The organism is Hydrogenophaga crassostreae (genome assembly GCF_001761385.1).
GTDB classification, from domain to species: Bacteria; Pseudomonadota; Gammaproteobacteria; order Burkholderiales; family Burkholderiaceae_C; genus Hydrogenophaga; species Hydrogenophaga crassostreae.
Genome location: NZ_CP017476.1, coordinates 3,847,724 through 3,867,487, shown reverse-complemented (window position 1 = coordinate 3,867,487; position 19,764 = coordinate 3,847,724). Strand labels below are relative to the sequence as shown.

Annotated in this window: 22 protein-coding genes; 11 read left to right on the top strand and 11 right to left on the bottom strand. The window is 63.1% G+C overall.

Features of this window, described 5'->3' with window-relative positions:
* Positions 1 to 864, bottom strand: a complete 864-nt coding sequence (locus LPB072_RS17780) for a putative selenate ABC transporter substrate-binding protein (protein WP_066085496.1) — start codon at positions 862 to 864, stop codon at positions 1 to 3.
* 170 nt (positions 865 to 1,034) lie between these two features.
* Here LPB072_RS17780 and egtD point away from each other — a divergent pair, with 170 nt between their 5' ends.
* Both egtD and LPB072_RS17770 read left to right on the top strand, forming a co-directional pair.
* Positions 1,035 to 2,045, top strand: a complete 1,011-nt coding sequence (gene egtD, locus LPB072_RS17775) for an L-histidine N(alpha)-methyltransferase (RefSeq protein ID WP_066085500.1) — start codon at positions 1,035 to 1,037, stop codon at positions 2,043 to 2,045.
* A gap of 62 nt (positions 2,046 to 2,107) precedes the next feature.
* Positions 2,108 to 2,563 (top strand): DUF302 domain-containing protein, encoded by a 456-nt coding sequence (locus LPB072_RS17770; protein WP_066085504.1) that lies wholly within the window; start codon positions 2,108 to 2,110, stop codon positions 2,561 to 2,563.
* An 11-nt stretch (positions 2,564 to 2,574) separates the two neighbouring features.
* Here LPB072_RS17770 and senA read toward each other — a convergent pair whose 3' ends face one another.
* Positions 2,575 to 3,813 carry a selenoneine synthase SenA gene (gene senA, locus LPB072_RS17765; RefSeq protein ID WP_066085507.1) on the bottom strand — a complete coding sequence of 413 codons (1,239 nt, stop codon included), beginning with the start codon at positions 3,811 to 3,813 and terminating at the stop codon, positions 2,575 to 2,577.
* Here senA and senB point away from each other — a divergent pair.
* On the top strand, positions 3,812 to 4,819 hold the full coding sequence (senB, locus tag LPB072_RS17760; RefSeq protein WP_066085510.1) for a selenoneine biosynthesis selenosugar synthase SenB: 1,008 nt from the start codon (positions 3,812 to 3,814) through the stop codon (positions 4,817 to 4,819). The two genes, senA and senB, sit on opposite strands and share 2 nt — an antisense overlap.
* Positions 4,820 to 4,847: 28 nt before the next feature.
* A complete protein-coding gene (gene selD / locus LPB072_RS17755; protein ID WP_066085513.1) occupies positions 4,848 to 5,927 on the top strand; it encodes a selenide, water dikinase SelD in 1,080 nt (359 codons plus the stop codon).
* A 45-nt stretch (positions 5,928 to 5,972) separates the two neighbouring features.
* On the opposite strand, the gene LPB072_RS17750 is transcribed toward selD, so the two are convergent.
* Positions 5,973 to 6,314: a TfoX/Sxy family protein gene (locus LPB072_RS17750; RefSeq protein ID WP_066085519.1), complete on the bottom strand. Its 342-nt coding sequence runs from the start codon at positions 6,312 to 6,314 to the stop codon at positions 5,973 to 5,975.
* 12 nt (positions 6,315 to 6,326) lie between these two features.
* Positions 6,327 to 6,692 (bottom strand): DOPA 4,5-dioxygenase family protein, encoded by a 366-nt coding sequence (locus LPB072_RS17745; protein ID WP_066086325.1) that lies wholly within the window; start codon positions 6,690 to 6,692, stop codon positions 6,327 to 6,329.
* 75 nt (positions 6,693 to 6,767) lie between these two features.
* On the opposite strand from LPB072_RS17745, the gene LPB072_RS17740 reads away from it, so the two are divergent.
* A complete protein-coding gene (locus LPB072_RS17740) occupies positions 6,768 to 7,529 on the top strand; it encodes a tRNA-uridine aminocarboxypropyltransferase (RefSeq protein WP_066085522.1) in 762 nt (253 codons plus the stop codon).
* Between the two features lie 13 nt (positions 7,530 to 7,542).
* On the opposite strand, the gene LPB072_RS17735 is transcribed toward LPB072_RS17740, so the two are convergent.
* The 3 genes from LPB072_RS17735 to LPB072_RS17725 all read right to left on the bottom strand — a co-directional run bounded on the left by LPB072_RS17735 (position 7,543) and on the right by LPB072_RS17725 (position 10,336).
* Positions 7,543 to 7,983 carry an SRPBCC family protein gene (locus LPB072_RS17735; protein WP_066085525.1) on the bottom strand — a complete coding sequence of 147 codons (441 nt, stop codon included), beginning with the start codon at positions 7,981 to 7,983 and terminating at the stop codon, positions 7,543 to 7,545.
* A gap of 118 nt (positions 7,984 to 8,101) precedes the next feature.
* Complete coding sequence (locus tag LPB072_RS17730) at positions 8,102 to 9,301, bottom strand: Gfo/Idh/MocA family protein (RefSeq protein WP_082876722.1); 1,200 nt, start codon at positions 9,299 to 9,301, stop codon at positions 8,102 to 8,104.
* Positions 9,302 to 9,352: 51 nt separating this feature from the next.
* Positions 9,353 to 10,336 (bottom strand): restriction endonuclease, encoded by a 984-nt coding sequence (locus tag LPB072_RS17725; protein WP_066085692.1) that lies wholly within the window; start codon positions 10,334 to 10,336, stop codon positions 9,353 to 9,355.
* A gap of 202 nt (positions 10,337 to 10,538) precedes the next feature.
* Between LPB072_RS17725 and LPB072_RS17720 the strand changes: the two genes are divergently transcribed.
* From LPB072_RS17720 to LPB072_RS17710, 3 genes are all read left to right on the top strand, one after another.
* On the top strand, positions 10,539 to 11,417 hold the full coding sequence (locus tag LPB072_RS17720) for a DUF3014 domain-containing protein (RefSeq protein ID WP_066086331.1): 879 nt from the start codon (positions 10,539 to 10,541) through the stop codon (positions 11,415 to 11,417).
* Complete coding sequence (locus tag LPB072_RS17715; RefSeq protein WP_066085695.1) at positions 11,414 to 12,346, top strand: M14 family metallopeptidase; 933 nt, start codon at positions 11,414 to 11,416, stop codon at positions 12,344 to 12,346. Before LPB072_RS17720 ends, LPB072_RS17715 begins: the two co-directional genes overlap by 4 nt.
* A gap of 325 nt (positions 12,347 to 12,671) precedes the next feature.
* The gene (locus tag LPB072_RS17710) at positions 12,672 to 13,835 is read left to right on the top strand and encodes a N(5)-(carboxyethyl)ornithine synthase (RefSeq protein ID WP_066085697.1); all 1,164 of its coding nucleotides are present in this window, start codon (positions 12,672 to 12,674) and stop codon (positions 13,833 to 13,835) included.
* Positions 13,836 to 13,911: 76 nt separating this feature from the next.
* On the opposite strand, the gene LPB072_RS17705 is transcribed toward LPB072_RS17710, so the two are convergent.
* The 4 genes from LPB072_RS17705 to LPB072_RS17690 form a co-directional block, all read right to left on the bottom strand.
* On the bottom strand, positions 13,912 to 14,244 hold the full coding sequence (locus LPB072_RS17705; protein ID WP_066085700.1) for a hypothetical protein: 333 nt from the start codon (positions 14,242 to 14,244) through the stop codon (positions 13,912 to 13,914).
* Between the two features lie 447 nt (positions 14,245 to 14,691).
* Positions 14,692 to 15,021, bottom strand: coding sequence for a PNPOx family protein (locus tag LPB072_RS17700; RefSeq protein WP_157559350.1), 330 nt, complete (start codon positions 15,019 to 15,021; stop codon positions 14,692 to 14,694).
* A 330-nt stretch (positions 15,022 to 15,351) separates the two neighbouring features.
* On the bottom strand, positions 15,352 to 16,002 hold the full coding sequence (locus LPB072_RS17695; RefSeq protein WP_197508855.1) for a hypothetical protein: 651 nt from the start codon (positions 16,000 to 16,002) through the stop codon (positions 15,352 to 15,354).
* A gap of 110 nt (positions 16,003 to 16,112) precedes the next feature.
* A complete protein-coding gene (locus tag LPB072_RS17690; RefSeq protein ID WP_066085706.1) occupies positions 16,113 to 17,066 on the bottom strand; it encodes a hypothetical protein in 954 nt (317 codons plus the stop codon).
* Positions 17,067 to 17,251: 185 nt separating this feature from the next.
* Between LPB072_RS17690 and LPB072_RS17685 the strand changes: the two genes are divergently transcribed.
* The 3 genes from LPB072_RS17685 (at position 17,252) to LPB072_RS17675 (ending at position 19,733) form a co-directional block, all read left to right on the top strand.
* Positions 17,252 to 18,136, top strand: a complete 885-nt coding sequence (locus LPB072_RS17685; protein ID WP_197508854.1) for an amidohydrolase family protein — start codon at positions 17,252 to 17,254, stop codon at positions 18,134 to 18,136.
* Positions 18,133 to 18,531: a hypothetical protein gene (locus LPB072_RS17680; RefSeq protein ID WP_066085712.1), complete on the top strand. Its 399-nt coding sequence runs from the start codon at positions 18,133 to 18,135 to the stop codon at positions 18,529 to 18,531. Before LPB072_RS17685 ends, LPB072_RS17680 begins: the two co-directional genes overlap by 4 nt.
* A gap of 83 nt (positions 18,532 to 18,614) precedes the next feature.
* On the top strand, positions 18,615 to 19,733 hold the full coding sequence (locus LPB072_RS17675) for a cytochrome-c peroxidase (RefSeq protein ID WP_157694109.1): 1,119 nt from the start codon (positions 18,615 to 18,617) through the stop codon (positions 19,731 to 19,733).
* The last annotated feature ends 31 nt before the right edge of the window (positions 19,734 to 19,764 follow it).

Below are 19,764 nucleotides of genomic sequence, written 5' to 3'. Positions count from 1 at the left end.
TTACAGCAAGCCAGCGGCGCGGGCTGCGGCTTCGATGCCTTTGTAGTTGTCGGCCTTGGTGGCGACAAACTTGCTGGCGCGCTGAAGCTCAAGAATGGCCTTGCCCTCAGGCGTGGACTTGTCCAGAGCCAGGAACGCAGCCTGCAGCTTCTCGCGCGTGGCAGCGGGCATGTCGGCGTGCACCGACCAGTTGTAGTCGTAGTAGGAGGGGGTCGTGAAGAACACGCGCACCTTGCTGGTGTCGACCTTTTTCTCTTCCACAAACTTGTCCCACACCGAGATGTTCAAGGCACCCGCTTGCACCTTGCCCGAAGCCACGGCGGCGATGGTTGCATCGTGCGCACCGCTGAAGGCCACGCGCTTGAAGTCTTTGTCCGGATCCAGGCCGGCTTGCATGATGAAGCTGCGCGGCATGAGATGGCCCGAGGTGGAGCTTTGTGAACCGAAGCTCACGTCTTTGCCTTTAAGGTCGGCCAGCTTGGTGATAGTGGGGTCGGTGGTGATGAACACCGACTTGAAGGCCTCATCTTCGGCGCGCTGCACCAATGGGATCACCTTGCCGCCGGAGCGCACATTGGCCTGCACGAAAGTGAACCCGCCGAACCAGGCCATGTCGACCTTTTTGTTGGCCAGGGCTTCAACCGAAGCGGGGTAATCGGTCACAGGGGTGAACTCGACCTTCATGCCCAGCTTGGTTTCCAGGTACTTCATGAGCGGCTCGGCCTTGCGCGAGAGTTCGGTGGGCGACTCGTCGGGAATGGCGGTGACACGGAAGACCTGTTGGGCTTGGGCGAGCGTGCCCAGGGTCAGCACGGCGCAGGTTAAAAGTGCGCGAACGGTGCCTTTGGAGGAGATTTTGAACATGAATGTATCCGGTTAAGAGGGATGAAGTGAGCCTGTATTAAACCGCGAGTTTGCGATGGACTTTGTGAAGCGATGTAGAGTGAAAGCGCCTGTAAGGTTTTAGGGCGCAGGCCGACTCACCTCATGGCTTGCGTGTCTCGCAGCCTCTGTTCAGACTCCGACCACCCTGCATGCACCTCAATCCATCCGCTTCTCCGACGTTTGTTCAGGTCCACCTTGAAGACACTGGCGCCGTTCAGGCGGAGCTGGTTGCCGGGTTGATCGGCACTGGCGCACGCATTGCCCCCAAGTTTCTCTACGATGCCCTGGGTTCCCGTCTGTTTGATGCGATCACCGAGCTCCCCGAGTACTACCCGACACGCACCGAAGCGTCGATCTTTGCTCAGCATGGCCAGGCCATGGCGTCCCGCGTGGCGCCTGGCAGCGTGTTGATCGATCTGGGTGCGGGCAGTTGCGCCAAGGCGGCAGGTCTGTTTCCTGTGCTGAATCCAGGCGGCTATGTGGCTGTGGACATCTCGGTGGACTATTTGCGTGAAGCACTGGGCACCTTGCAAGATCGCCACCCTGACCTGCCCATGCTCGGTCTGGGTCAGGACTTCTCAAAAACCTTTGCTTTGCCTGACGCGGCTCGAACCTGGTTGTCCGGGCGAAAGTTGGCGCGTGCGCCACGCACGGTGTTTTACCCGGGTTCCAGCATCGGCAATTTCTCACCTGAAGAGGCGCTGGACCTGCTGCGCCAGGCGCGTGTGGTTTGCCAGTCTGGTGGTGCGGGTGGCGGAGTGTTGATTGGCGTAGATCTGGTGAAACCCGCTGGCCTTCTGGAACCTGCCTACGACGATTCGTTGGGTGTCACCGCCGCTTTCAATCGCAACCTGTTGCTGAATGTGAACCGCTGGCTGGGTGCGGATTTCCAGCCTGCCGAGTGGGCGCACGTTGCGTTCTTTGATGCCGAACTGTCACGCATCGAAATGCATTTGCAGGCGCGAGCGGCGTTGACCGTGCGCTGGACCGGTGGTGAACGCCGCTTCGCAGAAGGTGAGCGCATTCACACCGAGAACGCCTGGAAGTGGCGGGCTGAAGATTTTTCGGCGCTGCTGCAGGAAGCGGGTTTTGGCCCTGCCTCCCACTGGACCGACGCCTCATCGTGGTTCGGTGTTTTCTGGGCACCAGCGGCAAGCTGATGTCCTCTTTTGTTGATGGGTTTTTTTGGTGGGGTTAACCCTCCCACCCAAGGAGATGGTTGATGAAAAAAGCTATGCAAATCTGTACCGCTGTGGCGCTGTCCAGCGTGGTGACCCTGGCAGCTGCGGCCGATGGCCTGGTGGCGGTCAAGAGTCCGCACAGTGCACAGGTCACCATGGACAAGCTGGAGTCGGTGGCCAAAGAAAAAGGCCTCAACATCTTCGCCCGCATCGACCACGCGGCCGGCGCCGAGAAAATCGGCAAGACCTTGCGGCCCACCGCCGTGTTGATCTTTGGCAACCCACAAGGCGGCACCCCGTTCATGGAGTGCGCCCAGTCGGTGGGCATCGATTTGCCGCTCAAGGCCCTGGTCTGGCAAGACGAGGCTTCGCAGGTCTGGGTGGGCTACAACGACCCGGCATGGATCGCCAAACGCCACGGTGCCGAGTCGTGCGCGGTGGTGCCCAATTTGCAGAAAGCCTTGCAAGGCCTGACCGCCGCCGCTGTGGCGCCTTGAAGCTCGCAGACTCAGCCCACGCTGCGAAAGCCAGCCATGATGTCGTTGCGTTGCGCCGGGAAAAAATTCCGGTAGCGGGGGTGGCGCATGCGCGGCGCGGTGGCGGGGCTGGCGCCTTTGAGCACCGGGCGGCCATCGAACCAGGGCGCGGAATAGTCGCGGTAAGGGTGGGGCTCAAAACCGGGGAAGGGTGCGAAAACGCTGGCCGTCCACTCCCATACCGAGCCCCATTGGAAGTCGGGCAGCGTGTAGGCCGCCGCTTCCCACTCGGCCTCGGTGGGCAAACGCCGCTGGGCCCAGTGGCACCAGGCCTGCGCTTCAAAGGCCGTGAGGTGGCAAGCCGAAGCACCCAAGTCCAGCATCTGCCAGACACCAAACTGTTGGCTTTGCCAGCCGTCTGGCGTTTGGCGGAGGTAACGCGGCGCCGCGCTGGGCTGCGTCTGGCGCCAGGACCAGCCGGCTTCGCTCCAGTGCTCTCGCATGTCGGCGCCGCCGCTGTCCACGAAAGGCAGGTACTGCGCCCAGTTCACGGGCTGGCTGTCGATGGCGAGTTCGGCGATGGTTTGCTGGATCACGCCACGTTCGTTGTCGAAATCGAAACCCGGTCCGTTGCGGCCCAGCGTCCATTCGGTGGTGGGCAGGTGCAGGGTTTGTGGTGCACCGAGTGCTGGCGAAAGGTGCGGCAAAGCGCCCTGACTGAACGGATCCAGCCCCAGCGTTTGTGCCATGTAGGTGGCCGCTTCGGTGTGCATGTCTTCGTGGAACAGCGCGAGGCGAAAAAAGTACAGGCCCTGGTCGTCTTCCGCCGCAAGGTTCAGCCAATTCAGCGTTTCATCCAGGCTGGCTTGCAGCCCGGCGCACACTGCATGGGCATCGGGCAGCGCCAAAGTCCAGCGCGTGGCGTGGGCCACTTCGCTGGAGTTGTACAAAGCATCGGCGCCGCGCAGCCGGGGCGGCAACCGGGCCACGTCGGCATCGGCGGCCGTGCCCAGCGCCCTCTCGGGGTTGCGGGCGATCCACCAGTCGGTGAACCAGCCGATGTGGCCCAGCTCCCAGAGCGGCAGATTCAACTCGTGAGAGTGCGGCACCCGCAGGCCAGCGCCCAGGGCGGCTTCGTAAGCCCCAAACAAAGCCAGGGTTCGCGAGCGCGCGTCGCGCAAAGCTTCGGCCAGAATGGCGCGGTCACCGCAGCGCGCGCGTTCGGCCGCCTGTAATGGTGCGGACGCATTGCCCGTATATAAAGACCCCATGAAACCTTTGCCTCTCTTGTGCCTTGTGACGCCCGCTTTGGCCGATGCCAACAACGGCAATTGGCAGACCGCGCGCCGCTGGGCGCGGATGCTGTCGGGTCATTATCGGGTGCGTCTGGTGCAGTCCTGGAGCGGGCATTCTCCGGAAGACCTGGCCGACGATGGCTTGCTGGCCTTGCATGCGCGGCGCTCGGCCGACTCGGTGGCCGCCTGGGCGGCGCAGTGCCCGGGCAAACCACTGGCCCTGGCGCTGACTGGAACCGATCTGTACCGCGACATCCAGACCGATGGTTCTGCGCAGCGCTCTTTGCAGCTGGCACAGCGCCTCATCGTGTTGCAGGACCAGGGTCCGCTGGCCTTGCCCGCTGGCCTGCGCGACCGTTGCCGGGTGGTGCTGCAATCGAGCACGCGGCGCCAGACGCTTGACAAATCCGAGCTGCATTTGCGCGCTGTGATGGTGGGGCACCTGCGCGAAGAGAAGTCGCCTCAAACCCTGTTTGATGCCGCCCGCTTGTTGAGAGCCGACGAAGGCATCTTGCTTGACCACATCGGTCGCGCGCTCGACCCCGTGCTCGATCAGGCCGCGCGCGCAACCATGGCAGATTGCCCTCACTACCGCTGGCTCGGTGGCCTGGCCCATGGGGCCACGCGCCAGCGCATCCAGCGCGCCCATGTGCTGGTGCACCCCAGCCGCATGGAGGGCGGCGCCCATGTGATCATGGAGGCCGCGTTGAGCGGTACGCCGGTGCTGGCCTCAAGGGTGGCGGGCAATTTGGGCATGCTGGGTGGGGACTACGCGGGGTACTTCGAAGCGGGCGACGCTGCAGGGTTGGTGCGCCTGCTCCGGGCTTGCCGCAAGGACATGGCCAAACCCCGTGGCCTGCTCGCCCGTCTGCAATCACAATGTGAGGCACGCGCGGCCTTGTTTGAACCGGCGGCCGAAAAGGCCGCACTGCTCCAGGCCCTGTCGGGGTTGTCCTGGCCCCCGGCCAGCAGCCTCCTTTGATCTGTCACCTTTAAGAAGCGTTTTCACCATGACCAAACCCCTCGTGAACCCCACCGTCCCCGGCCAACCCCGCCTGACCAGCCTTTCGCACGGCGGTGGCTGTGGCTGCAAGATCGCGCCTGGCGTGCTGAGCGAAATCCTGAAGGGCACCAGCGCCATGCCCATACCCAAAGAGCTGCTGGTCGGCATTGAAACGGCAGACGACGCGGCGGTTTACCAGCTCAACGATGAGCAGGCTTTGATCGCCACCACTGATTTTTTCATGCCCATCGTGGACGACCCGTACCACTTCGGCCGCATCGCCGCGGCCAACGCCATCAGCGACGTCTACGCCATGGGCGGCACGCCCATCATGGCGCTGGCGCTGGTCGGCATGCCCATCAATGTGTTGTCGACGGAAACCATCGGCAAGATCCTCGATGGCGGCCAGAGCATTTGCCGCGAAGCGGGCATTCCGATCGCCGGTGGCCACACCATCGATTCGGTGGAGCCGATTTACGGTCTGGTCGCGCTGGGGCTGATCCATCCCAAAAACGTCAAGAAAAATGCCGATGCCAAGGTGGGCGACCGGCTGATCCTGGGCAAGCCGCTGGGCGTGGGCGTGTTGTCGGCGGCATTGAAGAAGGATGCGCTTTCGGCCGAAGGCTACGAGCAGATGATCGCCAACACCACCAAGCTCAACACGCCCGGCCCTGATCTCTCCAAGCTTGACGGCGTGCACGCGCTGACCGACATCACCGGCTTTGGGCTGGCCGGTCATGCGCTGGAAATGGCGCGCGGCGCCAAGGCGGCGATCCGCATCGACATGGCACGGGTACCGCTGTTGCCGGGCGTGCGCGAACTTGCCGCGCAAGGCATGGTCACGGGTGCATCTGGCCGCAACTGGGCCGCTTACGGCGCTGAAGTGCATCTGGGCAGCGGCGTTCAGCCGGTGGATCAGGCGTTGCTGAGCGATCCGCAAACCAGCGGCGGTTTGCTGGTGGCCTGCTCGGCGGAAACCGTGGACGACGTGCTGGCGATTTTCCAGCGCCACGGCTTTGCGACCGCAGCCGAAGTGGGCGAGATCGTGGCCGCTGACACTGACGGGATTCGCTTGCAGGTGGCCTGATCGCCGCCTCCGGTCCCTGCGAAACAATGGCGCTCCCGGAGAGCGCTATTTTTTCGCCTTCTTGGGCGGCATGGCCGCCACCACCCCGGCACACCAGGTCAGCCATTTGGCCAATTGGGCGTCTTCCTCAATGCCTGCTGGATCGACATAGACATACCCTTTCAATGGCTTGCCGGTGAAGTCCATCATGCGAACGTGTTTCAGGGTCAGCGCGTCGGCATAGCGCCCGGGTCCCACGCGGGCCATCAGTGTGCCTTCCTGCACACCGGCAAACATGTGGCCGTGGATCAAAAACGCCAGGCCGCCGAACATGCGGCGTTCAGACAAACCCGGCCGGTTGCCCAGTATTTCCCGAATGCGTTGCGCCAAGCCAGGATCGAAAGCCATAGCGGGCGCTTTTCAGAGGTCGTATTCCACCGATCGCTCGGGCAATGTGCTCAAGTCCAGCGGGCGCACCGCACCCATCCAGATGGCACGGTCGCGGTGGTCGATCAGGTCGTACCCCGTGATGGGGTGGATGAAGATCACCAGGCCGTCGCGGTTCAGGGTGAGCCATGAAATCACATCGCCGCACAACGCTGCCTTGAAGGCGAGCTGGCAACTCCAGTCGGGATGCGGCCCCACCGGCTTTTCATGCACACGGCCCATTTTCAAAGGGAAGCGCGCTGCCGCCGCTTCGCACAGGGCGCGGGCCTGCGCCAGCGTGTCGGCGTTGAAATACACGTGGGCGTGGTAGCCGTAAATGGTGTCGGAGGAAGCGATCATGGGCAGCATGATGGCAGTTTTTGAACCCGTTCGCCACAAGCCCTACATTTGACACATGCCCATTCGCTGCTTCCCATGAACGCCGTCTCCACGCCACACGCCGTCGCCCGCTTGCGAACCACCCGCCTGGCCGCCAGCGCCAAACCCTTTCTGGCCCGAGGCTCGGGCGCCGGACGTTGCGAAGCTTGCCGCCTGGTGGCCACGCATTGCATTTGCGCGCAGCGCCCGACTATCAATGTGAACGCCGGTGTGTGCCTGATCATGGGTGACATCGAGGCGCTCAAACCCAGCAACACCGGCTGGCTGGTGGCCGATGTGGTGGCCGATACCTTTGCGTTTGGCTGGTCGCGCACGGCGGTGGATCCGGGTTTGCTGGCGGTGTTGAACGACCCGCAGTGGCAACCGTTTGTGGTGTTTCCCAGCGAATATGCCGAGCCATCGCGGGTCGTGAGCGAAGTGGTTGAATCGCCTCAGGCCACTCAAGGCCCAGGCAAGCGCCCCTTGTTTGTCTTGCTCGACGGCACCTGGGCCGAGGCGCGCAAGATGTTCCGCAAGAGCCCTTACCTCGATGCTTTGCCGGTGCTCAGCCTGCACCCCGATCACCCTTCCAGCTACCAGTTGCGCCGCTCCAGCCGGGACGACCACTTTTGCACTTCGGAAGTGGCCGCGCTGTGTTTGGCGCTGGCGGGCGAAACCCGGGCGGCGCAGGTTCTGGCCGCTTATCTGGATGTGTTCACCGAGCACTACCTGAGCGCCAAACGCTGTTATCCCTTGGTACTGGAGGGTGAGCCGCAACTGCGTTTACGGGCGTTGGGCGCCGCCATGCCGGCGGTCTGATCGCAAGAGAGATTCAGCCGGGAATCTCTGCCTCAACCAGCAGCGCCAGCAGCTGCAGCGATTGCTGCCATCCGATGTAGCAGCCTTCAACCGGGATCAGGTCGGGAATGCCTTCCTGCACGATGTGAAGCTCGGTGCCACAGGACACCGCTTTCAGGGTGACCGTGACGCGCATCTCACCCGGCATGTTGCTGTCTTCAAACACGTCGGTGTGCACGATGCGCTCATTCGGCACCAGCTCTACATACACGCCACCAAAGGCGTGGCTCTGGCCGTTTCCAAGGTGGGTGAAGTGCATGCGGTAGCGCCCGCCCGCAGTCGCATTCAGCTCGAACACCTTGCAGGTGAAGCCGTGCGGCGGCATCCATTTGGGAATCGCTTCGGCGTCGAGAAAGGCGCGGTACACGCGCTCGGGTGGGGCGGCCAAAACACGGTGGAGGGTGACGGTAGACATGGCTGTCTCCTGCGTTGATGGGGTACTGGTGCAAAAGGGGGGGTGTGCTGGGATTGGCGGTGCACCCTTCTGCGACGAAACAGGTGTGCCAATTTCGACAAGCTGATTCAGGGGCCTTCTAAACGGTGCTCCACAAGCCGTCCGCTGCGCTCGAACGGATCACCGCATCGACAAACCGCACGCCCATCCAGCCGTCATCGGCGTTGGGGAAGTGCAGCGCAAGCGGATCGGGCTGTTGCCCGGCACGCCGCGCGGCGATGGCTTCGGCTGCGTCGGAATACAGGTTGGCAAACGCTTCGTGAAAACCTTCGGGGTGTCCAGCGGCCACACGACTCGAGCGCGCGGCGAGGGGCAAAGTTCCCGGCCCGTTGGGCGTCAGGGTTTGGGCTGGTGATCCTATGGGTTTGAAATGCAATACCTGCGGGTGCTCCTGCGCCCACTCCAGTGTTCCCTGCGAGCCGCTGACGCGAATGCGCAAGGCGTTTTCCACACCGGCGGCCGCTTGCGTGACCCAGAAGTTGCCCCGTGCACCGCCGCTCAGGCGCAGCATGGCGCCAGCGTAGTCGTGGGCCTGACTGCCAGGCACGATGGGCCCCGCATCGGCGGCCACCTGTTCGACCTCCAGACCAGAGATGAAGCGCAGCAACTGGTGGGCGTGTGTACCGATGTCGCCCATCACCAGCGAAGCGCCGCCCCGTTCGGGATCGGTTTTCCAGGCGGTGCGGCCCGGCCCGGGTCTGGCCCGCCCTCCCTGCACGTATTCCACCTGCACCATCCGCACCTCGCCCAGCAGACCTTCGGTGACCATCGCCCGTGCCTGTCGAACCAGAGGGTAGCCGCTGTAGTTGTGGGTCAGGCAAAACACCAGACCGGTTTCGCTCACACGCTGGCGCAACTGTTCGGCTTCGACCAGGGTATTGGTCATGGGCTTGTCGCAGATCACGTCAAAGCCCTGTGCCAGGGCCGCCATCGCGCTGGGATAGTGGTCGTGATTGGGGGTCATGATGGCCACCGCATCCATCCCGTCAGCCCGTGCCGCTTCTGCTTCAAAAAGCGCTTGCGCGCTGGCGTAGCTGCGGTCCGCTGGCAGTCCCAGGGCCATGCCGGCGCTCACCGATCTGGCCGGGTCGCTGGACAGGCACCCGGCCACCAGTTCGTATCGATCGTCCAGCCGGGCGGCCTGGCGGTGGGTGGGGCCGATGAAGGAGCCAGGGCCGCCGCCGATGACACCCAGCCGAAGGCGGCGCCCCAAAACGGCGATCACGGGGTTGATTGAAAGAGCGAGGGCTGGAGGTGTTGGGGAGGAAGCTTGGGTCATCTCGGGCGGGTGTGCGCGAACGTCAAAGCCTTCATTGTGCGCGATAGCGTTTCAATGCGGGAGCGGCCCTATGCGCTTGTGCATCGTGTGCTGGCAACGCGGGAAATGGATGCAACTCCAGATCGCCCTACCGCCATTTTTGGGCGAACGATTGACCATTTTGACGCCACACGTCGCGCAGGTGGGTCGCCAGTATTCGCCTTCAAAAGCAATTGCCAGCAGGTTGGTTTGCTGTTCGGGGGTGCGCTGTTTGATCAAGGCCAGCAAGCCGGGGCCGCTCAGCGCATTGATGCCATTGTCCCTGGCAAAATCCTGAGCCTCTGGCGTGTAGGTGGAGGTGGTGGCGTAGGTGCCGCGCTTGAGGCCGTGTGATGCCATCAAACCCACGAACTCGCGCATTTCTTGCACCCCAACCGGTTTGCCCTGCCAGTGCTTGCATTGCACCACCGCCACCGGGCCTTGGGCATGCCTGGAGTGCAGCCAGATATCCACCCCACCGTCGGCTCCGTGTGACTGCGACCGGGTTTCGAAGCCCGCCTGTCCGAACAGGGCTTCACAAACCGCTTCGAATCGGCGCCACTCGATCACCGCGAACACGGCCGGCCCCCAGCGAGATCCGGGTGCCTGGCGCTTTGCGCTGTTGGCGTTTGCCTCGGTATCTGCCGCGTCTTCTGGTGAGGGATCGATCTGGGAAAAGGCGAATGCGCGCTCGGCCTGATCGATCAAGGCCCTGATGGTGTCTGGATCGGGTCTGGCGGCATGTTTGGGCTGGGCGTCAACCAGCGCTTGGCGTTCACGCCCGCGCTGGCGCCTGAAAGCGACCCCATGCGCAATGATCAAGGCCAGGCCTATACCAATGGCCCACCAGGCCGGCATGCTGAGAGCGGTCGACACGGCCGCCTTCATGGGGCTTGAGCCACCCAGGACGGCAGAGGCCGTCAACATACCGACGCCCAGCAACACGGCCGTCAGCCCTTTTCCCAGCAGTAAAGTTCGGGTCTTGCGACCGCGTTTGCGTTGTGATGGCTTTGCCATTCATATTGCTCCCTGTGCACCAATGCACCGCGATCATGCCTCAAGTCGATACCGGTGCCGGTAACGTGGTGTACGCCAAAGGCGTGCATGTCCCTGACCCGGGATCGTCAAGGAGCGCTGCCGAAACTGACTGTTGTGGGCCAACCATTCCGGGTGTCGGAGTAGGATGGAAAGTCCCCAACCCGACCAAGTTGACGAGGCCATGAATTCATCAAAATCCCGACTGCCATTTATTCTTGTTGTTCTGGCGCTGCTGGCGCTGGCCGCCTACCAGGGTTGGCGCTATTTCCAGCCTCAGCCGGTACCGGTCACCGCAACCGAAGCCCCGGTGACAATGCCCGCCAGTTCGTCCGATGACACCGCTTCATTGCCGGCAGATCCGGCGCTGGTCGAGCCGCCTGCCATTGAAAATCCGATAGAAGCGCTGACGCCCGAGCCTGCCGGTGCGGAGCCAGTGGCCCTGCCTGAACTGGCCGATGCCGACGGCATCGTCAAGGAGCAGCTGGCCACTCTTTTCAGCCGCAAAGACCTGCTGACCTATTTGCAGGTTGATGGTTTTGTAAGAAAGAGCGTTGCCTCGATCGACAACCTAGCGCGGTCGCAAGCGGCCTCCCGGTTGTGGCCTGTGAATCCCACGCCGCAGCGGTTTTCTACGCAGGTTGGTCCCAATGGCGTTGAAACCATCCACCCTGCCAACAGCCAGCGTTACGCACCTATGGTTCGCCTGATCGAGTCAGTGGACTCTGCGCAGGCTGTGGCGGTTTACCGGGGGCTCTATCCTTTGTTCCAACAAGCCTACGAAGATCTGGGTTTCCCCGATGGCTACTTCAACGATCGGCTGGTGCAGGTGCTTGATCACCTGATCGCCACGCCTGTGCCTGCCGAGCCACCGGCGGTCACGCTGGTGGAGGTCAAAGGTTCGGTGCCTTCGCTGCGGCCATGGGTGCGCTACGAGTTTGTGGACCCGGGTCTGCAAGCCCAATCGGCGGGCCGCAAGATCTTGATCCGCATGGGCGCGGCGAATCAACAGCGCTTGCAGGCGAAACTGAAAGACCTTCGCCAGCGCGTTGCCAGGCAATGAAGAGCCCACCCGTTTCTTCGCCCGCGGTCATTGGTGTTCCGGGCTTGCCCTGGGGCGATGCGGAGCGCCTCGCCTGGCGAACGCGTCAGACACGCCACCGCAGCTATGAAGCGGATGTGTTGCGCGCCATTGACCCGATGCAAGGGCGCTTCGATGTGTTGACCTATGGTGAATTGGTGTGCGGTGAAGACCGCTACCCCTTGCGTGCGGTGCGAAGCCCGCAATGGGTGGCGGGTTTGCCTGGGGTATTGGTCACTGGCGGTGTGCATGGCTATGAAACGGGTGGTGTGCATGGGGCCTTGCGATTTCTCGACCAGTGCGCTCAGGGGTACAGCGGGCGGGTCAACTGGCTGGTGGTCCCGTGTGTGAGTCCTTGGTCCTATGAACACATCCAGCGTTGGAACCGGGATGCGGTAGACCCCAACCGCTCTTTTCGCCAACCCGGTTCCGCGCCGGAGTCGGCGGCTTTGATGTCGCTTGTGGGTGCATACAAAGGGCAACTGCAGGCCCACATTGATCTGCATGAAACCACCGATTCCGATGAGACCGAGTTTCGCCCCGCCCTGGCTGCGCGAGATGGCCTGGCCTTTGAAGCAGGCAGCATTCCCGACGGGTTTTACCTGGTCGATGACTCGCGCAATCCGCAACCCGCGTTTCAACAAGCCATCATTGATGCGGTGGAGCGCGTGACCCCTGTTGCGTTGCCCGACCACCGGGGCCAGCTCATTGGCTCACCCATGGTGGCGCGCGGGGTCATTCATTACGATTTCCAGTCGCTGGGGCTTTGCGCGGGCATCACCGGCGCCCGCTACACCACCACCACCGAGGTCTACCCCGACAGCCCGCGGGCCACGCCTGAGCAGTGCGTTGAGGCGCAAGTGGCTTCGATCGTCGCGGCGCTCGATTTCGTGATTCAACAGGGCGGCTGAGCGTTTCACCCTGCCGTGCATGGCCCTGCCAGACGGGCGGCCCCCTGCAAATCAGGGTGGGCGTATAGTGACCTTTGGCTTCTTCGGCCCGTTCATCAGGCAACGGGCAGAGGCCTGACGGCGCATAGGCAGCGCCGTCACCGCCGCTTTTCGGCTACGCAGCCGTTGCGCTTCTCCCCTGTATCGCCTTCCTTCAGATGGCAGCCCCTGTGCTTCAGTGCCAGGTTTGCTGCACCTCTTGCTCCCGGCACCTCGGTTCACAGACTCAACCTGCGAGCGCTGTTTGCTGGGCTCTCTCCATTCCAACGATCTGTCAGGAAATCCCATGAAACCATTGTCATTTGGCGTGATAGGCACGTCCAGAAAAATCGATGAGCAACGCGTCCCCTTACACCCGGCCCATTTGTGCCGCTTGCCAGAGGCCATGCGCCGTCGGCTGGTCTTCGAAGAAGGTTATGGCGAACCTTTTGATGTGTCGGATGCCGACTTGTCCCATCTTGCGGGTGGCGTCGCGACCCGCCACGCTCTGCTGGCCGATATGGGCAACGTTATTGTTGCCAAACCTGTGCTCGCTGACCTGGAGGAGCTGAAGGTGGGCGGCGTGATGTGGGGCTACGTGCATTGCGCCCAGCAACGCGCCATCACCCAGGCAGGTATCGATCGAAAGCAGACCCTGATTGCCTTCGAAGACATGTATGTCTGGGGCCCTGCAGGGCAAGAGGGGCGCCATACTTTCTACAAGAACAACGAAATGGCTGGCTACTGTGCGGTGCTTCATGCCCTGCAGCTCAAGGGTATTGACGGGCATTACGGCAACCAGCGCAAGGTCATCATCTTCAGCTTTGGCGCCGTGAGCCGTGGTGCCATCTACGCTCTGAAGGCACATGGATTTCGGGATATCACGATCTGTATCCAGCGTCCTGACCATGAAGTGCGCGAGGAGATTCTCGACTGCCACTACGTGCGTATCCAGAAGGGCGGGCCAGGCGAAGCACGCATGTTGGTGGTGGAACACGATGGCACGTCACGGCCGCTCACCGAGCTCATCGCCGAGTCTGAAATCATCATCAACGGCACCTACCAGGACACCGGCAACCCGTTCATGTATGTCAACGAAGAAGAGGCGCATTGCCTCAAGCCTGGGTGCCTGATCATCGATGTGAGTTGCGATCTGGGCATGGGCTTCTATTTCGCCAAGCCGACCACCTTTCAAAAGCCCATGTTCAAGGTGGGCAAGGTGGACTACTACGCCGTTGACCACACGCCCAACTTTCTCTGGGAAAGCGCATCGCGCTCAATCTCGGCGGCGATGGTGGTCTACATGCACGTGGTGCTTGGTGGCCCTGGCAGCTGGAAGACCAACGAAACCATTCGTCGCGCCATCAACATCGATGCGGGCGTGGTGCAAAAGCCCCATATTCTGGCGTTCCAGGGTCGCGCGGCTGCTTACCCTCATGAGGCGCTGCCCGCGTTGCCTCTGGCTGCGTGAACGGGGCTTGCCGAAGGCCGACCCGTGTGCCTGTGCCTGGGTCGGTCGGCGGGAGAGCCTCTGTGAACAAGGCGGCTCAGGCCTGCCAGACGCCAAAGCCGGCCGATCGCAGATCGATGCCAATCTCAACCTCGCGCTCCTGGGCCGCCTCATAGGCCATCGGGTTGAAGCCTTCATAGAGATCGGGCAGCAAGCGCAGGCCGTACTTTGTGACATAGGTGTTGGCCTGGATACCCGCCATGTGTTTGTCAAAGCGCACGTCGGGGTCAAGCCCGGTCATGCCCACATAGACGCAAGGTTTGCCGTCGATGTAGCCAGGGTTGCAGCGCCTGAACCTGGCCTCAAGCAAAACGTCTTTTGACAGTTCCACCACATAAACATGGTGGTGCGGGCGTTTGCGGCGGGCCATTCTTGTTGACGGGAATTCTTGGGGCACGGGGCGCGTCAGGGCGCGTCAGCGCGCGCGCCGCTTGCCTGGCACATAGTCGGAGAAGCGCTTCGCGACGGCGGGCGAGCTGGTGCCCGGTGTGCCATCGATTGGCAGGACCCTGAAACAGGGGGTGTGTCGCTGAAAGCCACCTTGCCGTCTGGCCCGACCTGTTTGCAGAGGCCGGCCTCAGCGAGCAACGGTGAGGCCGCTGCGCAGACCCGCAGGGCCACCTGAAGGGGCCTGGACCAGGGCGTGAAACGGGCTTGCTCTTGAATCATGGGAACGCCTGCTGCCTCTTGATGGGGTGTGTCTTGTGTACCGGAATTCTGGCACAGGCCCTGTGTTGTTCAACCCCGCTGCACGGTGGAAGCATCTTGCATGCAAGGCGCCCTTGCAGGGGGCCATTCCGCTTTTCCCGTCCCCATCTCAAAGGGCATTTGGGTCGCGCTCGGCCGTTTCCGACCGGGTTCTGGTGTGAGCCTCGGCGCCATGAAACTCCCGCAGTGGGTCGCGCAGCATTTCGCCCATGCCGGGCATCACGGCGGCGTGATCAACCTGGCTGGTTGGGTCACAGAGGTCCGGGCACATGAATGCCTTTGCGCAGTGCCAGCAGCCGCTTTTCACCGCGACGCGGGTCACCCGTTTTTGGGGGGGCGGGCCTTCCTGGCACAACTGCCACTCACTGCCGTGGGTCGACACCAACAGGCGCCCGTTGACCCGCAGCGTCTTGTCGATCCCCGGCACCACGAACAGCACACCCACCGGGTCCCGCGCTCGCCGTGGCACACGGTGTTTTGCAATGTGTCCAGTCGGTGGTTGCGTGGCGCGCCGGATTTAGAGCCTGTGTGCGTCCAGGGCTTTGACAAAGCCGGTCGCAGCGACGCGCTGTGACGCACCGCGTTCATGTGAGTTGGCCTGGCCGCTGGACACTTCGGTGAAGGGCAAGAGTGCCAGAAAACAGGTGGCATGGCCATTCGGTTGAGGGCGCGCCTTTGGGCTGGGCGATCGCCCATGGGGCCTTAGCGTGCGCGCAGCTCGGACAGGGTATGGACTGTGCCGATGTGGGCCAGGCCGTTTGTAGCCTGTTTACCCGTCGACTTCGATCGCGTCGACCTCGATCACGCCCTCGAACAAATCGATGGCGGTGGTCGCGACCTGCGCGGTGTCAAAGTAGGCATAGGCGCCCACGCCCACCGCGCCCACGATCGGCAACCAGCGCGCCATGCCCTTGCCTGCAGCCCGTTGGGCGAGCCGCGCGCCGATGCGCCGCGTCAAGGTGCCGATAAGCATGGGCGATGCCTTGCGCACCAGGGTGCGCTGGCCCACCCGCACCACCAGATCGCGCACGCCCTGGGCTGCCGTGTGTTGAAACAGGCAATACATGACCTGCTCAGGGGTCAGCGTGGCCTCTTTGCCATACAGGGCCGCGATGTCGGCCACCAGTTGCTTCTGGATCTTCCAGACACCCATCATCTCCGGCAGTATCGTCAGCCAGCCCACCGCGCCCGGAGGCAACGCCAGCGTGCCCGCTGTGACCGCGGCCTTGGCCGCTGCCGCATTGGCCGTTTTCCGTGCGTCGTCGACTGGCGTGTTGCTGCGGCTTTCTTTTGACGTTGGAACCTTGGCGATCAAGGGAAGGAGCGCCTGACTGATGAGGGTGGACACCGGTGAGGGCTTCGGCGCGTCTTCTGGATCGCTCACGGTGTCGGTCTGGTTCAGCGTTTTCCTGCGAGACAAATTGGACTCCTGGGTTGGGGGTGTTCAACCCATTGTCTACGCCGGGACGGCGCCTGCGCAAGCGGCCGCAGTGCCAATGCGTGGCCATTTGGCCACCCATCGCAAGAGCCCTAAAAGTACAAGGCGACGACCTCGGTCACCGCATCGTCGCTGAGCACGGGCAATGCGATGAGGCCCGATGCATTGGCGGTTGCCAGGGCGGGCTGCCGGGTATTCGCCGCGAGGGCCGCCAGTTGATTGTCGGCTTGCGCCAGTCCGGTGCGCCATGCCGTGCCAATGGGCCCCAGGGCTTCGACCGCATGTGACTGGCGCTCCCCCGCTGGCAGCGGGCCCAGGCGTTCACAGAAGCCTGCGGTGCGGGACAGGTTGCCAGGGCGGCTTTCGCTGGCTCGCCAGATTTCAACGCGAAGCGCGATGGGCGCGCTGGCTGCCGACAGCAAGGCCAGAACCCAGGAACTGGAGGCGGTCACGTTCAGGGGAATGGCCAGTGCGCGTCCGATGCCCAGGGCCAACGCTTCGTCCTTGCGCAAAAAGTGTTTTGAAGTGGCGATGTCGGGAATGCAGACAGCCTCCTGCTGTTGCCATGCCAGTCCTGGGGCGCCCGTTCCACGGGACAGCCAGCCATTCAGCGTGAGTGCTTCGAGCGCGGCAGCCTGTGGGGATGAGCCAAAGTACCCGGTCACCAGGTGCATGTCGGCAGGCAGGCGGGAATCGTTGCGCCACAGTTCCACCGAGCCCACCGATGATGGCGCACCCCCCATCAGAAACACCACCACGCACCGCAGTTCATGGCCCTGGAACAGCGGACAGGCCACCGCACAGGTCAAGTCAATTGCCCGCGCTGCCGCAGCGCGCTTGAAGTAGCTGCCCACCAGTTCATTCAGCATCAACGGGTGGCCAGCTTCCCAGGCGCGGCCTGGCAGTCCTTCGCCGCGGGCAAAAACCATTTCGCGGGTGATGGCCTCAAATGCAGGAACCTCTGGAAACAAGCCACTCGACAACACCAGCCTTTTGCCATCGGCGGCAGGCTTCCATACTTCGGCAATGCGAATGAATGACTTCATGCTTTCCGGTTAAGCAAGTAACGCGCCAAACCGGCCGGCAGCGCAGCGGGTTTCCTTGAAAATGCCGCTTCGAAAGAAGCGAAACTCCGGCAGACCGCGAAGCAGGGGTTCTGGAACTTCCCTACCATGTGGCATTCGAACGTTTTTGCCCCGCCAACGCGCCCATCCACCCGTCAGGAGCCAGCATGTCTGTTCACCCAAGCGCCATTGAAACCATGCCACTGAACCGCCGCCGATGGATGCTGGGCACCGCCGCGGGCCTGGTGGCGTCGGGCCCACTGCGGGCGGCCGACGCGGACCCCATGCCCATTTTTGATGCGCATCTGCACTACAGCCACGACGCATGGGAGCGCCTGCCACCCAAAGAGGCTGTGGCCCTGTTGCGCAAGGCCGGTCTCATGCGGGCCATGGTTTCCAGCAGCAGCGACGATGGCACCCAGCTGCTCTACAAGGAGGCGCCGGATCTGATCCTGCCTTCGTTGCGGCCTTACCGCAAGCGTGGCGAACTGGGTTCGTGGATGCACGACGCCACCGTGCCGGCCATGCTGGAACAGCGTTTGGCCCAATACGCCTATGTGGCAATTGGCGAGTACCACATCTACGGCAAGGACGCCGATCTTCCGGTGATGCGCCGCGTGGTGCAGCTGGCCAAACAACACAAGCTGTTTCTGCATTCGCACTCCGACGCCGACGCCATCGAGCGCCAGTTCAAACAGGATCCCGGTGCGCGCATTCTGTGGGCGCACTCCGGTTTTGATGACCCGGCGAAGGTGCGGGCGATGCTTGGTCAACACAACAACCTCTGGTGTGATCTCGCGTTTCGCAGCGACCACGCCACCCAGGGCAAGGTTGACGCTGGCTGGCGCGAGGCTTTCATGGCCTATCCCGATCGCTTCATGGTCGGTACCGATACCTTCACCCCCGAGCGCTGGTACTACGTGGTCGAACACGCCAACTGGACGCGAGCCTGGCTCGCCGATCTTCCGCGCGATGTCGCCGAGCGCATCGGCTACCGCAATGGCGAGGCGCTGTTTGCATCGATGGCGCTCAAACCGGGGGGCACCACTTGAAAGCCCGTTGCTGGTTGCCCCGATGCGCGGTGGCTCTGACGCTGCTGTCTGCGGCATGGGCTGCCCAGGCCGAATGCCCGATACCGGATTCGCTTTCCAGTGCGGGACCGGTGCAGGCCCGATGGGTGACCGATCCCGCCGCTGTGCAAGTGGGCGAACCGTTTGTGTTGATGCTCGAGTTGTGTCCGGCGGCGGCCCAACTCGAGGGGGTTGATGCCTCCATGCCCGATCACCGCCATGGCATGAACTACAAACCCAGCTTCAAGCCCCTGGGTGAAGGCCTGTGGCGTGTTGATGGCATGCTCTGGCATATGGCGGGGCGCTGGGAACTCAAGCTGGATACCCGGCTGGACGGCGCGGCTCACCGACTCACCCCTTCAGTCATCCTGAAGTGAGCCAGAGCGGTCGATCAAAACTGTCTCGCCGGACCGTGCGATGTCTCCGGTGGGCGGCTGTGGGCGTGGCAGGTGTTGCCTTCGTGGCTTTCGCTGCGGGGTCGGGCAGCGGTGTCACGAAGCCGCCCGAGGCGTTGCTTGATTTCACCCCCGCCGAGCTCGCCCAGATCGCTGCGCATGGCCCCTGGCCGCCCGAGCCGAGGCCCGATGCCTCCAACCGCGTATTGAATCAAACGCGCGCCCAGGCTTGGGGCGCCTCGCTGTTTTTTGACGTACGCCTCTCTGCCGGCCAGCAACTGGCGTGTGCCAGCTGCCATCAACCCCACCGGGCTTTTCAAGATGGCCTGACCACCGCCGTGGGCCGCACAGCAGGGCAGCGCAACACGCCTGGCCTGCTCGACGTCGCCCAGTGGCGCTGGCTGGGCTGGGACGGCGCCCATGACTCCCTCTGGTCGGCCAGCCTCACCCCGCTGCTGTCAGACGGAGAAATGCAGCAAACCGTACCCGCCCTCGCGCAGCGCGTGCGCAGCACACCCGAGCTCGCCGCGGGTTACCGCGAAGCGTTTCAAAAGGCACTCCCTGTTGACGACGCCACACTGGTGGTCGATCTGGGCAAAGCGCTGGCCGCTTACCAGGCCAGTCTGGTCTCTGAGCGCACGCCGTTTGATGACTTTCGCGATGCCTTGTCTCGCGGCGATGCGGCCAGCGCCGCGTCATACCCCCTGGCCGCGCAACGCGGTTTGCGCCTGTTTCTCGGCGAAGGCCGGTGCACGGTGTGTCATGCCGGTCCGAGTTTTACCAATGGCGAATTTGGCGACGTCGGCATTCCGTTTTTTGTACCCGGGGGTGTCGACGCAGGGCGCTACAAAGGCCTGGAAAAGTTGCTGGCCAGCCCCTACAACCGACTCGGCGGCTTCAACGATGCGGGAGTCCAGGACCCGCGTGCCGTCAGCACCCGCCATGTCACGCTGCAACCGCGCCACTTCGGTGAATTTCGCGTGCCCAGCCTGCGCCAGTTGACGCACACTGCGCCCTACATGCACAACGGCAGCCTGGCGAGGCTTGACGATGTGGTCATGCACTATTCCGAATTGCCGGTAGAGCGGCTGCACACCGACGGCGAGCGCATCTTGCGCCCGCTGGAATTGAGCGATCAACAGGCCGCCGACCTGACGGCCTACCTGCGCAGCTTGAGTCGCTGATCCACCGATCCAAAGCCGGTGTCTCGTTGCC

What these genes read in the sequence shown, in the direction of transcription:
- LPB072_RS17690 (WP_066085706.1), bottom strand. Translation starts at nt 17,066, where the DNA reads ATGAAGTCATTCATTCGCATTGCCGAAGTATGGAAGCCTGCCGCCGAT.
- LPB072_RS17750 (WP_066085519.1), bottom strand. Translation starts at nt 6,314, where the DNA reads ATGGCTTTCGATCCTGGCTTGGCGCAACGCATTCGGGAAATACTGGGC.
- LPB072_RS17710 (WP_066085697.1), top strand. Translation starts at nt 12,672, where the DNA reads ATGAAACCATTGTCATTTGGCGTGATAGGCACGTCCAGAAAAATCGAT.
- LPB072_RS17715 (WP_066085695.1), top strand. Translation starts at nt 11,414, where the DNA reads ATGAAGAGCCCACCCGTTTCTTCGCCCGCGGTCATTGGTGTTCCGGGC.
- LPB072_RS17770 (WP_066085504.1), top strand. Translation starts at nt 2,108, where the DNA reads ATGAAAAAAGCTATGCAAATCTGTACCGCTGTGGCGCTGTCCAGCGTG.
- senB (WP_066085510.1), top strand. Translation starts at nt 3,812, where the DNA reads ATGAAACCTTTGCCTCTCTTGTGCCTTGTGACGCCCGCTTTGGCCGAT.
- LPB072_RS17725 (WP_066085692.1), bottom strand. Translation starts at nt 10,336, where the DNA reads ATGGCAAAGCCATCACAACGCAAACGCGGTCGCAAGACCCGAACTTTA.
- selD (WP_066085513.1), top strand. Translation starts at nt 4,848, where the DNA reads ATGACCAAACCCCTCGTGAACCCCACCGTCCCCGGCCAACCCCGCCTG.
- LPB072_RS17735 (WP_066085525.1), bottom strand. Translation starts at nt 7,983, where the DNA reads ATGTCTACCGTCACCCTCCACCGTGTTTTGGCCGCCCCACCCGAGCGC.
- egtD (WP_066085500.1), top strand. Translation starts at nt 1,035, where the DNA reads ATGCACCTCAATCCATCCGCTTCTCCGACGTTTGTTCAGGTCCACCTT.
- LPB072_RS17730 (WP_082876722.1), bottom strand. Translation starts at nt 9,301, where the DNA reads ATGACCCAAGCTTCCTCCCCAACACCTCCAGCCCTCGCTCTTTCAATC.
- LPB072_RS17740 (WP_066085522.1), top strand. Translation starts at nt 6,768, where the DNA reads ATGAACGCCGTCTCCACGCCACACGCCGTCGCCCGCTTGCGAACCACC.
- LPB072_RS17720 (WP_066086331.1), top strand. Translation starts at nt 10,539, where the DNA reads ATGAATTCATCAAAATCCCGACTGCCATTTATTCTTGTTGTTCTGGCG.
- LPB072_RS17780 (WP_066085496.1), bottom strand. Translation starts at nt 864, where the DNA reads ATGTTCAAAATCTCCTCCAAAGGCACCGTTCGCGCACTTTTAACCTGC.
- LPB072_RS17745 (WP_066086325.1), bottom strand. Translation starts at nt 6,692, where the DNA reads ATGATCGCTTCCTCCGACACCATTTACGGCTACCACGCCCACGTGTAT.
- LPB072_RS17685 (WP_197508854.1), top strand. Translation starts at nt 17,252, where the DNA reads ATGTCTGTTCACCCAAGCGCCATTGAAACCATGCCACTGAACCGCCGC.
- LPB072_RS17705 (WP_066085700.1), bottom strand. Translation starts at nt 14,244, where the DNA reads ATGGCCCGCCGCAAACGCCCGCACCACCATGTTTATGTGGTGGAACTG.
- senA (WP_066085507.1), bottom strand. Translation starts at nt 3,813, where the DNA reads ATGGGGTCTTTATATACGGGCAATGCGTCCGCACCATTACAGGCGGCC.